We start from the raw sequence: 14,216 nt of genomic DNA on the forward strand, positions 1-14,216 counted from the left end.
GTATAACGCGATAGCCATATTACCCAAATAATGGGCATTGAGTACTAGCCGATACTAATAAACCTAGACAGCGGAAACTTTAACAAAAAAATAGTACTATCTCAAACATGAAGTGTAATATAAAGGGATAGCACCACTAGCTGAGTCTAGGAACGCTTCAATTAAATTATAATCAAATGACAAAAACAATATCACACCCCATACTGTTACGAATATTATATCTATCAATATTCTGCTTTTCTAACCCATATAGTCTAATAGCATCCTCCGCCAGGCAAGTTCCCAAAGTGACTATATCTGGTACAAATATACCCATCCGGGAGGTGTTCAAGAAAATATATCAACAAACCGGTTTAGAAGTAATAAACAACCTCTCAGACACTCAGCTGGATGAGGAGAATAAGATCACGGTGAATTTCATTAAAACAGGGATAAGTGAAGTAATGGTGTACCTACTAAATGATAAAAAGGAACTATCCTTCTTTCTAAATGAACACACAATTGATATATTCAAGAAGCCGGAATTAAAAAAATATAACGCTAGCCATATCCTAAAAAAGGATACAGCGGAAAACAGAGTGCGGATTTCGGGTAAAATTGTGGACAATTCAGGAAATCCAATTCCCGGAGCCACTATATTAGAGAAAAAAGACAAACGTGGTACAATTTCAGATGCCGCAGGCACTTTCTCACTTTCAAATATAAGCAAAGGGAGTACAATAGTTGTAAGCTCAATTGGCTTTGAATCTAAGGAAATAATTGCCGATGAAAAAAATTCAATCATCCAATTAAATACGCATACCAATGCACTAGACGAAAAACTAGTGATAGCATATGGCATCACCACTAAACGACTTAGTACGGGAAACATAAGCAGCGTAAAAGCAATTGATATAGAAAAACAACCCGTTGGCAATCCCCTACTGGCTGTCGAAGGTCGTGTACCTGGCATTTATATACAACAAGCCACTGGTTTACCCGGAACTGGTGTAATAGTTCGCATTCAAGGGATAAACAGTCTGCATAGCGGCAATGACCCCTTCTATGTTGTTGACGGTGTTCCATACATTTCTCAATTACTTCCAACAACAAATATGATAACCGGAAACTCAGGTGTTACAACTTCTTTCGGAAATCCGTTAAACTATCTCAACACCTCCGATATTGAAAGCATTGAAGTTCTGAAAGATGCAGATGCCACAGCTATCTATGGCTCAAGAGCTGCAAACGGCGCCGTGCTAATAACTACCAAAAAAGGGAAATCAGGGGAAATTAGAACAAATGTAAAATTTCAAAATGGTTGGGGAACAGTTGGGCACAAAGTAAATGTACTAAACACGAAAGAATATCTAGAAATGCGTCACGAAGCATTAAAAAATGATGGTATATCCACACCATCAGCGTTTGACTGGGACCTTAATGGCACCTGGGATACTACCAGAAACGTAGACTGGCAAAAGGAGCTTATTGGTCGCGCGTCAAAATTTACAGATATAGAAGCAAATATTTCTGGGGGTAGCAATACTATGCAGTTTTTACTCGGCGCAGCATATCGAAAAGAGGGAACGGTATTTCCAGGAGACTTCTCTGACACCAAGGGCTCTCTTCATTTTAATATGAATGGTAGTTCTAAAAACCAAAAATTCAGAGTGCAATTCTCAGGTTCATACCTTATAGATAATAACAAACTGCCAATGACCGACTTAACGTCTCTTGCACTTCAATTGGCCCCAGTTTCTCCACTCCCTTATAACAAAGATGGAAGCATCAACTGGATGCCAAGTAGCTCAGGATCAACAACTTTCTTGAATAACCCAATGGCACCATTAATACAAAAAAGTGTCAACAAAACGACAAACCTTCTTGCCAGTTCGATATTAAGTTACGAGATTTACCCAGGTCTATTTCTAAAAACATCTTTTGGATATACCAGCCTTAATGTAAATGAAATTGTAAAATCCCCTCTCTCCATGTATACTCCTGAAGATCGGGTATATTCGATAAGGATATCTCAATTTACAATGAACCGCAGCAACTCGTGGATCGTTGAGCCACAAGTTGAATTCAACCATAACATCTCAAAAGGTACATTAAATGCCGTAGTAGGCGGTACAATAACACAACAAAATAGCGACCAAACGACCATTGCTGCAGGTGGGTTCACCAACGATCTAGTCATGGAGGACCTGGCGGCCGCAACGCTAATGATCGGATCCACTATTAACTCCGTTTATAAATACAATGCGTTATTTGGGAGAATTACCTATAATTGGCAGAACAAATATATCCTCAACCTCAACACTAGAAGAGATGGCAGCTCCCGCTTCGGTCCACAAAAGCAGTTTCATAATTTCGGGTCTATTGCTGGTGCATGGGTTTTCTCAGAGGAACCCGGATGTCAACATGTCTTCTCTTTTTTAAATTTCGGGAAACTGCGCGCAAGCTATGGTACCACGGGCAACGATCAGATTGGCGATTATCAATTTATTGACTTATATCAAGCGGTTACCGTAACAGGAACTCCATATCAAAATACATTGGGCTTAGCCCCGCAAAGATTAACCAATCCGTACCTAGAATGGGAGGAAACCAAGAAATTACAATTCGGTCTGGATTTAGGATTTATAGACAACAGAATTTTGTTTGGTATTAACTACAATAAAAACACATCAGGAAACCAATTATCAACGTTCAGGTTGCCATTCATTACTGGGTTTAGTGAAATCACAAAAAATTTTCCAGCGATTATACGTAATACTGGATGGGAGTTCACATTACAAACCACGAATGTTAAAACAGCACATTTCAGCTGGACCAGCAATATTAACTTGACTATTCCGAAAAATCAATTATACTCATACTTTGGCATTGAAAAAAGCCTTGCATTCTTAATAGGAAAACCTCTCACGCTATCCACATTCTTTAGTTATGGAGACATTAATGATACCACAGGTAAATATCAATATAGAGATCTAAAAGGAAATATTACGCTAAACCCATCTGATCCGACTGACAGATACATTGCGGTTAGTCCAGACCCAAAGTTCTATGGCGGCTTTCAAAATAGCTTCAGCTACAAAGGTATTTCAATAGATATTTTCTTTCAGTTTACAAAAAAATATGGCGTTGATAACCTGACGTACGGTATCTCGAATACCTATCCCGGCCTATTTAACTTTGGGCGAGGTAATCAGACTACCGCTGTTTTGAAACGTTGGCAAAATCCCGGTGATAATGCGACCCGTCAACCTTTCAGTTCTGATGGTAGTAAAGATTTATCAACACTCTCTAATAGTAACGCTGTTTGGACCGACCAATCATTCATAAAGTTGCGAAATGTTTCCATTTCGTGGGAATTACCTTCTAATTGGAAAAAAACAATCCATCTTCAAAACGCGAAAATATTTGCAAATGCGCAAAATGTATTAACATTTACAAAATATAAAGGATTTGATCCTGAAAGCCCTGGCTTGTCACTACCTCCCTTAAGACTAATAACAATCGGAGCTCAAATTTCACTTTAATTCAAATTCCTAAGTCTAACATGTGAGTTATGATATCAGCTATCAAAATAAAAAGAAATATTTTCTACCTTATCATGGGCATGATCTTCATTACCATTCCGCTGTCTAGCTGCAAAAAATTAGTTGAAGTAAACAGCCCTACAACTAGTATCAATGGGAAAAATGTATATACAAACGATGAGACTGCGGTAGCTGTTCTAACGGGAATTTATAGCCAAATTAGCGCCGCCAGTATGACCGGATTAGATCTTATTTCTATTGGTCTTGTTGCAGGTCTTAGTGCCGATGAACTTGTCTTATACAGTGGATCCAACAATGCAACGTTGAAAACATACTACTTAAACAACCTTGCTGCACCCAATCCTTTCAACATTTGGAGTAATATTTACTCCAAAATCTACATAGTTAATTTAGCCATCGAAGGAATCACGAATTCTATACTTCTTAATCCTAGCGTGAAACAACAACTGCTGGGAGAGGCCAAATTTCTCAGAGCATTCTTTTTCTTTTACCTTGTTAATTTATACGGAGACGTACCGTTAGCTATAACCAGCGATTATAAAGTTAATAGTGTACTTGCTCGCTCATCTCAGGAAAAAGTATGGACACAAATAATTGCAGATTTAACAGAAGCGAAGACACTTTTATCTCCTGATTATCTTGATGCTTCCCTCTTAAAAAAGACGCCTGAACGAATAAGACCGACTAAATGGGCAGCTATCGCACTTTTGTCCAAAAGCTATTTATACATCGGTGATTGGAAAAACGCTGAAATCGAGTCCAGTGAATTAATTGACAACACATCTCTGTACCACCTCGAAGATTCTTTAAATAGCGTTTTCCTTATGAACAATGAAGAAGCCATTTGGCAGCTGCAACCAGTAACCTATGGCATGAATACATTAGATGCAAAAATATACATCATTCCGTCTACCGGCCCCTCTGCATATACCCCTGTATACCTAAACGATCACCTCTTGCAAAGCTTTGAATCAGGAGATCTCCGTAGGACTAAATGGGTAAATAGTGTAGCCGTTGATGATACTACCTACTACTACTTTCCTTTTAAATATCAATCAGCGACATATGGAGCCCCGGTAACAGAATACCATACAATATTTCGCCTTGCAGAACAATATCTTATCCGCGCCGAGTCGAGAGCACATCTCAACGATGTCGCCAACGCAACAAACGATTTAAATATCATTCGTAAAAGGGCAGGACTAGAAGAACACAAATACAGTACAAATTCGGCTTTACTCACTGCTATAGTTCATGAACGGCAAGTAGAACTCTTCACAGAATGGGGCAACAGATGGCTTGATCTGAAACGGACTAAAACTATCGATACTATAATGGGCGCAGTGACTCCACAAAAAGGAGGCATATGGAGCTCAAACTGGCAACTATATCCAATTCCTTCAACCGAGGTTATTGGCGATGGAAACATAAGACAAAATCCAGGTTATTAATCAACATCTTATTCTCTTCTTTATAGCTATATGTTATAGTGGGAAAGACTCTTGGAGACAATTCCGATAAACCATTACTAATGAATACACCATTTAAATTAAGTACATTATTTATTCTAATTACAGCAAACTGCTTTGCTCAGAATAATCCGGCGCCATCAACCACTAATAATTCTTCCTACAAAATACAAACAGTCCATATACAATCTCGATGGGCAGAAAATGTAGACACTACAAATGCATTAAATGAATACCCGCGCCCTCAACTACAGCGAGATAGCTGGCAAAACCTAAATGGCCTATGGGAATATGCAATTACTGATTCAACCGCGGCAATACCAAATTCATTCCAGGGCAAGATACTAGTACCATATCCTATTGAATCAGTGCTGTCAGGTGTAAAAAAAGCGCTCATGCCAGATCAGAGACTATGGTACAGAAAGATTATCCAGCGCCCGGCCTTACTCCAAAACGACCATATAATTCTTAATTTCGGTGCAGTTGACTGGCAGACTACTGTCTTTATTAATAAAAAGCAAGTGGGGCAACATACTGGTGGATATCAAAATTTTTCTTTTGATGTAACTAATTTCCTACAGCCAGGCAATAACGAAATTATTGTAAAAGTATATGATCCTACCGATCAAGGCCCTAATCCACATGGTAAACAGGTATTGTATCCAGAAACTATTTATTATACAGCTTCAAGTGGTATTTGGCAAACTGTATGGCTTGAAAAAGTTGAGTCAACACATATTAGCAGTCTTAAGACCACACCGGATATAGATAAAGGTACATTAGCTATAGTCATCGACATAGCTGGACATCCGGAGAATAACAGTAGCCTTGATATAATTGTGTCAACCAATGGTAAAGTAATTAACACTCTTCAAATACCTGCTTCCCAGCAACAGGTAAACTCTACTATCTATATCCCAAACGTTCAATTGTGGTCTCCAGATTCTCCTTTTTTGTATGATCTCTCTATCCGGTTGAAAAAAGGAAAAAAAATCACCGATGAGGTAAAAAGTTATTTCGGAATGCGGAAAATTGATATCCAAAAAGATCAGAAAGGTGCGGATCGCATCTTTCTTAATAACAAATATATGTTCAACTTAGGCACCTTGGACCAAGGTTTCTGGCCGGAGGGATTATACACAGCGCCCACGGATGAAGCTCTATCCTTTGATATAAAGGCCATTAAGTCTTTGGGATTCAATACTATTAGAAAACATATAAAAATTGAACCTGAAAGGTGGTATTACCATGCTGATAAAATCGGAATACTGGTCTGGCAAGATTTTGTCAATCCGCCCCAGGACCTTCCTCCAGGCTCAAGGGTAATATTTGAAAAGGAAGTACAGGAAACTATGGAACAACTCCATAATCATCCCAGTATTACTACTTGGGTATTATTTAATGAACGTTGGGGGGCCTATGACCAAGAACGACTTACTAAATGGATAAAAAAGAACGATCCTAGCAGACTGGTTAATGGACATTCGGGTGAATTGCTATATGTAAACGATGAATTACGGGCACCTGCAGACGATCCATGGATCAGCAGTGACTTAACAGATGTTCACTCATATCCAGAGCCAAGAAACGCGCCGCCACAACGTAATAAGGCAAGGGTTGTAGGCGAATTTGGAGGCATTGGAGTATCTGTTCCGGGCCATGAATGGGACGATATGCGAGGCTGGGGATATGTACAGGTAACCCCAGCTGAACTAAAGGCCCAATACATTAAAATGACGGAGCAACTCAAGCAGCTAGAAAAGGAAGGCCTTACCGCCTCTATTTATACTCAACCTTTTGATGTTGAAGGAGAAGAAAATGGCCTATTGACATATGATCGGAAAATAATTAAGATCCCAGTAGATGAAATCAGGTCACTTAATAAGGAGCTGGTTCCTCTGACGGACGGGTTTACGTTGGATCCTAATTTCATAATAGCAGCCAACATTGATACTGGGGACAATGACAACAGATATCAGGAATTACTGGTTGAATATAAAAATACCCTACATAACGACTCTACCTTCCTGAGAAGGCTTACATTGATGGCCATTCGAAAAAAAGATCAGGAAAATGCCACATTGGTTGGCAATAGTTATATAGACATTTTAAAACAACCTTTTTCAAAAGAAAACTTAGATTTTATCATAGCAATCACAAGAACCAGCAAGGACATCGGGTTTAATTTCTGTCTTAAAAAACCGGAAAAAGTAGATTCAGTTCTTGGAGAATTTTCAGCAATGCGCAAAGTCAAGAAAATAATTTACAATGAAGAGATCGCTCCATACTATAAAAATCATCCAAATTGGGAAACCATTCAGCAAAAAGTTACTACCCTATTTGGAAGTCTGGGCGAAGAATGCGTGCTAGGCTGGAGAATGATATACTACGGTTTTGAAGTGAAAGATTGGGAAAACTATGGAAAGTATTATGTGCTTTACTTTAAAAAATCTATGAATCACTATCCTGAATATCATATAAATAACCTTACTTGGATTCTTTTTGAACACTCCAAAAATATTGGCGAGCTGACGTTTGCTACTAATGTGATGAAACATATAATAGACAAAAATATTGATCGTTCCGCTGAAGGATATGACACTTATGCCAATCTACTACATAGAACGAACAATTCCAATGAAGCTATTCAATGGGAAGAAAAGGCACTAGCACTAAAGAAAGGTGCTCCTGACGAAAAACTCTTCGCCGAAACCCTTCAAAAAATGAAAGCCGGTCTTCCAACCTGGCCTCAAAATAATTGAGCTTTGGGTAAACAACGCGGTACAAGTGGGTGGTTGGTTTACACCCCTTGTCTTCTTATGAATCGTCACTAATATTCCTATTGGTGACCCATTTTTTCAAAAATCTCAAAAAAAATAAAATTTATGGTACGTTATGAATTTGACCGGTGTATTTATTATGTGAGTTTATTCAGAATGAGGATAGAAGCAGAAAAAAAGAGAGAAGAACTAGTACAACTCATTCTTAAGCAGTGTATAATATATATGTCCGATGCACCTCGAAAAAAGTTTCAAAGCAATAATACGCTCATTGGGTTTTAGGTGTACCATTAAAAGACACACTTTTTTGAAATTAAATAAATCATAAAATTCAAAAAAATGATGCTTACAGTTTGTTATTATCCTATGGCCCTTTCGTTAACTGTGGCTTCAAACACATTCGACCAATCATCTAATTACAAAATTTCAAACTTATGAAAATTCCTAACCACCTTAGATGGCCCGGAAAAGTACTCCGGATTGAGACAGATGATACCGACTATACCCCGATTGAAACAATTCCCGAAGAATATAGAAACTTAGTTATTCCCGCAGCCAGCGTGTTTTATACACATGATTACGACTTCGACATGCTCTGTCAGTCCATACGACTGGGACCTTTTTCCCTGTGGACACACGAAGTATTCGCCATGGAAAACATCACCCTCTTACCCGTTACCACCAAGCCGATCATCGCCCTCCACTTTATGGCCGGCAGCGATGTGATGGCGGAAATAACGGATAATGGCCCCTATAAATTAAGCGGCAAGGAAGTCAACCTCTTTAAACTGGATGCCGCCTTTCACGAAGCGCCCATGAAAAGAGGCGATACCCTGTTCAGCTTTCATATCAACGTGCTGCCGCATGTGTTTTCCAAGCTGTCCACTAAACACCCGGAACTGGCGCAGCTAACACAAAAAAAACTCAGGAAAGGTAGTGGACCACTACACGATCGCCCCTATAAAATCAACAAGGTTTGCTTTGAAATTATTCAGCAAATCTGTGGATGCCGGTATATTGAAATGCTGGCAGATAAATTCCTGTATCGCAACTGCCTCGATCTGTTCATTAACTTCGCCAACCAGGACAAGGTATCTCACTTACCCAGTCCAAAGTTTGACCCCGAAATAATGGACGCAGTGCCCCATGCGGTTCAATTCCTGAAGGAAAACGTAGGAGAAGAATTTAACAGCGCTAAAATGGCGTATATCCTGGATGTTAACGCCAGGGAGCTGAAAGCCGCCTTTGAAGCCACCTGTTTCATCTCCGCGGAACAATTCCACTTTCAATGTAAAATGTACCAGGCGTTCAAACTGATTGTCAACACCAAAGCTGAACCTAACATCATCGCTAAGGCCATCGGGATGAGAGATACCGGTGAATTCATAAAGAAATTCGAAACATATTTCGATTGCTCCTACATTGCGGTGCGTAATGCCCAATGAAGGACACCGACATAAGCTTCAGTACAGATATGGTTGTTTTGTGCGAAGCTAATCTTGGCTTCGCGGTTTTCGATCCCTCAAAATAACCCTTCGTCTGCGACCCGGAAAAGATCCCACCAGACCCCTTTTCCATCGCGGAATGTAAGGGTTATTTTTCCCCTTCTGTGTGTACCGTTTCCAAAAATCTTAATTATCCCCTACCCATAAGATAGTCCGATCCACTTGTATAGGAGGAAGCACCTCCATAGCTACAGTCTAAAAGGATCAAAGCGGAGCCATTCCTGGCTACGCAATTTTTAAACTAAACCCTTCTTTTGCGAACCGGAAGAGATTTCGTAAATTCCTTTTCTTTCCACCGCAAAATGTAAGGGTTATTTTATGTCTTTTCAACAACGTACTATCTTCATCACAGGCGCCAGCCGGGGCATCGGCAAAGCCATTGCATTACAACTGGCCAGCAAAGGAGCCAATATTGTCATCGCCGCCAAAAGCGTAGAAGAAGACCCGCGGCTCGGAGGTACCATCTACTCCGCCGCTGAAGAAGTGGAAGCCGCCGGCGGTAAAGCTCTCGCCGTACAGGTAGATATCCGCGAAGAAGCACAGATCGCCCAGGCCGTGGAAAAAGCCGTCGCCACCTTCGGAGGTATCGACGTGCTGATCAACAACGCCTCCGCTATCCAGCTCACCAACACCGAACAAACCCCCGCCAAAAGATTCGACCTGATGTATGATATCAATGTGCGAGGAACCTTCCTGGTAACGCAGCATTGTATCCCCCACCTGAAAAAAGGCAAACAACCACATATACTCACCCTCTCCCCTCCCATCAACCTCGACCCAAAATGGTTTGGCCCCCATGTTGCTTATACCATCAGCAAATACAACATGAGCATGCTGGCCATGGGCTGGGCTGCAGAACTAGCCCCCTACCAGATAGCCTCCAACGCCCTCTGGCCCGCCACCACCATCGCCACCGCCGCGGTAAAAAACCTGCTCGGCGGAGAAGCGCTGATCAACAGAAGCCGTACCCCCGACATCCTCGCCGACGCCGTGGAATACATCCTGCAACAACCCGCTACCTACAGCGGTCAAACGCTGATCGATGAAGCAGTACTGCAACAGGCAGGTATTACCAATTTTGATAAATATGCGGTAGTACCCGGAGGTAAACTGCAAAAAGACTTATTCCTGTAAACGACATTAATGAATGATCCCGGCATACGTTCCCGCCGATGAATTCGCCGGGGGCGTATCCACTACCTGGAACGTGTACTTACCGGAACCCGTTTCCATCACATAACGCCCGTCTTTATACCCACTAGCCACATTCACCACATTGCCATTTACGATAATATCGGAAGTAGAACTGGCAGGCAGGTAAATAGTCGCCCGCGTATTGGCCGGAATCTCCACTTCCAGCGAAAAACGATCGCTTTCTTTTGTCCAACTGCTGCCAATGGTACCATAGGGAGATGAATAACTGGCCTTTGCCATCGTAACATCGCCCACGGGTTCAGGACGGATCACGATATCATGAAACGCCACACTGCCCGGCGCCGGCCGTATTCCCGCCAGCCCGCTGTAAAACCACTCCATCAGGTGCCCCAGCATAAAATGATTATTGGACGCATCACGGTAGCCCTGCCACGACTCCGTTAATGCGGTAGCTCCCTTGGCCAGCTGCAAGCCATAACCCGGCACGTCCGACCGGCTGTTCATATCGTAAATAACATCCGAACGCCCCTCATCATCCAACACCCGCAACAAATACCGGTAACCGATATCGCCCGCAGTAATGCCGTTGTTATGCTGACGTACATCTGCCACTATATTTTCCACCACAGCCGCTTTATGCTCCGGCGGTACCAACTGCATGTATACCGACATGGCATTGGCGGTCTGGCTCCCGCTGGCATATTGATGCGTGCTATCGTTAAAAAACGCCTTGTTGTATGCCTGCTTCACCGCCTCTCCCAATGCCAGGTAATGCTGCCGGTCGTCCTGCTTACTCAAAATGCCCGCTACCCTGGCCAGGATACTCAGGTCGTAATAGTACATAGCCGTTGCCGTTACCCCCTTCGGCGTTAGCTGCGCCTCCCCCGGAAACTTCGGGCCGATATCGTACCAATCACCCAAACCGTGACTCAACAAATGATGATCCGACTTTTTCTCCAGGTAGGCAACGTAACGGGTCATCATCTCATAACTCTCCGTTAGCACCGACTGATCGCCGTACCACTGATAGATATAATAAGGCAAAATTACCGCGTTACTCCCCCATTCCGGCGAGTCGCGGAATCCCTCATCGAAATGCACGTACTCTGGCGCAATATCTGGTACCAGGCCCTCCGGCGTTTGCGCATGTATCATGTCCCGCACTACTTTGCGGCAAAGTGCGGCGATATCATAGTTGTAACGGATAGAACTGCCTACCAGGTGCGCCTCTTCCAGCCAACCCAGCTTCTCCCGGTGCGGACAATCGGTAAAAACGCTGGCCGTATTACTGCGAATGGCCCAGTCGATCAGCTTAAATGTTTTGTTGAACAAATCGTTAGAACAGGTGAACTGCCCGATCGTGGGCGCTGCATTACGGGTATGCAAGCCATGTACGGCGGTGAGTACAGGCAGGTCGGCGGCATTGGCTTTGCCCTCCGGCACTGCGCCTTCTATTTGCAGGTAGCGGAAGCCATAGTACATAAATTGCGGCTGCCACGACTCTGTGCCTTCTCCCTTCAACGTATAATTAAAGTACACCGGTCCACCTACCGCCCGTTGATCCACTAACCCTACCTCGCTAATCAGTTCTGCGGGGATAATCTTTATCACCGCCCCTTTTTTCCCTTTTACAGAGATAGCAGGAATGCCGGAAGCATTTTGGCCCAGGTCGTACAGCCAGGTCCCCGATGCCAGCCGGGTAACTTTCACTGGCTCAAAGCGATCGAATATCTTTAACGGAAACGCGCCCTGGGCATTCAATACCGGCGGACCATCCACTACTACTGCACGCCGCCACAACGCATCGCTGAATCCAGGTTGATCCCAGCCTGTTTGTTCGAGGGTAGCATTGTAATCTTCTCCTCCATAAATACTGGAAAAAGTAACCGGCCCCGGAGCCGTTTTCCACGAAGCGTCACTTACGATATCGTCTGTACTCCCATCCCTGTATTGCAATAACATCCGGCACCGCAGCTGGGGATAACCAAACGCACCGGTCAATTTGCGGTACCTTTCACCCGGCACATAAAAGAATCCATTCCCCAGCATTACGCCCAGTGCATTGGCGCCTGACTGTAGCTGCGAAGTAACATCGAAGGTAACATAGAGCGCATGCTGATCATATTTTGTCCAACCCGGATCCAAAAAATGATCCCCTACTTTTTTACCATTAATATGGAGATCAAACTGGCCCAGGCCACAAATAAATACTGTGGCTTTTTCCAGGGGCTTACGAAGGGTAAATTCCTTTCTGAGCAGGGGCAGTATATCTTTCCGATGGCGGTATTTAGGATCTCCGTCGTTGGTAATGGCCGGCACAATGCGCTCCTTCTCCGGCAGCTGTTCATAGCCTATCCATTGCGCATTTTTCCAGTCGCCCGCCTGCAACAGCCCGGTGTACCATTGCGCAGGCTCACTCCAGTTACACGCTTTTGCATGCTCATCCCATACCATTACTTTCCAGTAATAGGTGGTGGCGGCACGCAACGCTTTCCCTTCATACCGGATCTGCAGTGATTCATGGCTGCTTACCTTTTTCGAATCCCAGATATTCCCTTTATTCCTGCAGAGCAATTCTGGCTTATCCGCCACCAGCACACGGTAGGCGGTTTGACTGATATTGCTGCCATTACCCGCCAGCTGCCAGCTCAACGCCGGATGCAGGGCATCCACGCCGATAGGGTTATCCCGGTACTGGCATTGCAGGTGCTGTACCGTTACCTCCTGGGCCATAACAAGGGTGGTGATAAAAAACAAACACAGTGTGAAGCCGAATTTTAGCATCATAATAGGGTGATATTTGATAAAGGTTTAAGGTTCCATGTCCACTATAGCCTCGGTTACTTTATTAAAAGGTCTGCTCGGTTACCTTCTCCGTTAGATTAATTTATAAAAATTCCGGGGATATTTTACATGTGGCTGCCATACACAGGAAAAAACAGTCCTCAATGGGGATCCAACGGCACCAATGCAGTAATACGGCACCCGGATAACAAATGTGCTGTTAAAATATGCCTGTATCTCTATAAATTATAAATATAGTATCTACAATATCCTGTAAACATCAACATTATGTCCTAAAGACACTTAATTTATTCACTTGCATTTACCCATAATTTGGGTATTTTTACTTTCATGCACGATGAGATCTCCGAATGGCAACATGGAATACATACCGGTGATACACCTGCATTGAAAAAATTGTATGACCACTTTAGCCCATCCCTGTTCCACCTGGCCCTGGCTATCATACATACAAGAGAAATGGCTGAAGAAATCGTGGCAGATGTGTTCATCCAGGTATGGCAAAAACGGAAACACCTTGACCAGGTACAAAACCTGAAATGGTATCTCTATGCAACAACCCGTAATATTGCCCTCAATTATCTCCGCAAATATGCACCGCATAAAACATCGCAGCTGGATGATACAGTATTGCCAGCACCACCGGCAGGCAATACCCCGGAAGACCTGCTGATTGGCCATGAAGCTATGCAGCAGATATACCTGGCCATCAATGAGCTACCCCCACAGTGCCGCCTGATATTTAAACTGGTAAAAGAAGATGGTTTAAAATACCGCGAAGTGGCCGCCCTTTTGGATATATCCGTAAAAACAGTAGAAAACCAGGTAGGTATCGCCCTGAAAAAACTACTTAAGATAAAGGCACAACATATCAGCAATCCTCTCTAAAAAAAATCCCAGGTGCTTTTGGGGGTATACTGCTTTTTCTGTTGTCTTATACTCCGGCGCCAAATGCTG

Annotated in this window: 7 protein-coding genes; 6 read left to right on the top strand and 1 reads right to left on the bottom strand. The window is 42.9% G+C overall.

Annotated features, from left to right (window positions below; genetic code table 11):
• Window positions 1-323 precede the first annotated feature (323 nt).
• From FHW36_RS24280 to FHW36_RS24300, 5 genes are all read left to right on the top strand, one after another.
• A complete protein-coding gene (locus tag FHW36_RS24280) occupies window positions 324-3,524 on the top strand; it encodes a SusC/RagA family TonB-linked outer membrane protein (protein ID WP_186452581.1) in 3,201 nt (1,066 codons plus the stop codon).
• Window positions 3,525-3,553: 29 nt separating this feature from the next.
• A complete protein-coding gene (locus tag FHW36_RS24285) occupies window positions 3,554-4,996 on the top strand; it encodes a RagB/SusD family nutrient uptake outer membrane protein (protein WP_145673013.1) in 1,443 nt (480 codons plus the stop codon).
• 80 nt (window positions 4,997-5,076) lie between these two features.
• Entirely contained in the window at window positions 5,077-7,776 is a 2,700-nt protein-coding gene (locus tag FHW36_RS24290; RefSeq protein ID WP_145673014.1) for a glycoside hydrolase family 2 protein, read from the top strand.
• A 452-nt stretch (window positions 7,777-8,228) separates the two neighbouring features.
• Window positions 8,229-9,239: a hypothetical protein gene (locus FHW36_RS24295; RefSeq protein WP_145673015.1), complete on the top strand. Its 1,011-nt coding sequence runs from the start codon at window positions 8,229-8,231 to the stop codon at window positions 9,237-9,239.
• A 378-nt stretch (window positions 9,240-9,617) separates the two neighbouring features.
• Window positions 9,618-10,433, top strand: a complete 816-nt coding sequence (locus tag FHW36_RS24300) for an SDR family oxidoreductase (RefSeq protein WP_145673016.1) — start codon at window positions 9,618-9,620, stop codon at window positions 10,431-10,433.
• A gap of 6 nt (window positions 10,434-10,439) precedes the next feature.
• Here FHW36_RS24300 and FHW36_RS24305 read toward each other — a convergent pair whose 3' ends face one another.
• A complete protein-coding gene (locus FHW36_RS24305) occupies window positions 10,440-13,241 on the bottom strand; it encodes a family 78 glycoside hydrolase catalytic domain (protein WP_246121222.1) in 2,802 nt (933 codons plus the stop codon).
• Window positions 13,242-13,589: 348 nt separating this feature from the next.
• Between FHW36_RS24305 and FHW36_RS24310 the strand changes: the two genes are divergently transcribed.
• Window positions 13,590-14,147: an RNA polymerase sigma factor gene (locus tag FHW36_RS24310; RefSeq protein WP_145673017.1), complete on the top strand. Its 558-nt coding sequence runs from the start codon at window positions 13,590-13,592 to the stop codon at window positions 14,145-14,147.
• Window positions 14,148-14,216: the final 69 nt, after the last annotated feature.

It is taken from the genome of Chitinophaga polysaccharea (genome assembly GCF_007829335.1).
Classification (GTDB): Bacteria; Bacteroidota; Bacteroidia; order Chitinophagales; family Chitinophagaceae; genus Chitinophaga; species Chitinophaga polysaccharea_B.

What these genes read in the sequence shown, in the direction of transcription:
- FHW36_RS24295 (WP_145673015.1), top strand. Translation starts at nt 8,229, where the DNA reads ATGAAAATTCCTAACCACCTTAGATGGCCCGGAAAAGTACTCCGGATT.
- FHW36_RS24300 (WP_145673016.1), top strand. Translation starts at nt 9,618, where the DNA reads ATGTCTTTTCAACAACGTACTATCTTCATCACAGGCGCCAGCCGGGGC.
- FHW36_RS24290 (WP_145673014.1), top strand. Translation starts at nt 5,077, where the DNA reads ATGAATACACCATTTAAATTAAGTACATTATTTATTCTAATTACAGCA.
- FHW36_RS24305 (WP_246121222.1), bottom strand. Translation starts at nt 13,241, where the DNA reads ATGATGCTAAAATTCGGCTTCACACTGTGTTTGTTTTTTATCACCACC.
- FHW36_RS24310 (WP_145673017.1), top strand. Translation starts at nt 13,590, where the DNA reads ATGCACGATGAGATCTCCGAATGGCAACATGGAATACATACCGGTGAT.
- FHW36_RS24285 (WP_145673013.1), top strand. Translation starts at nt 3,554, where the DNA reads ATGATATCAGCTATCAAAATAAAAAGAAATATTTTCTACCTTATCATG.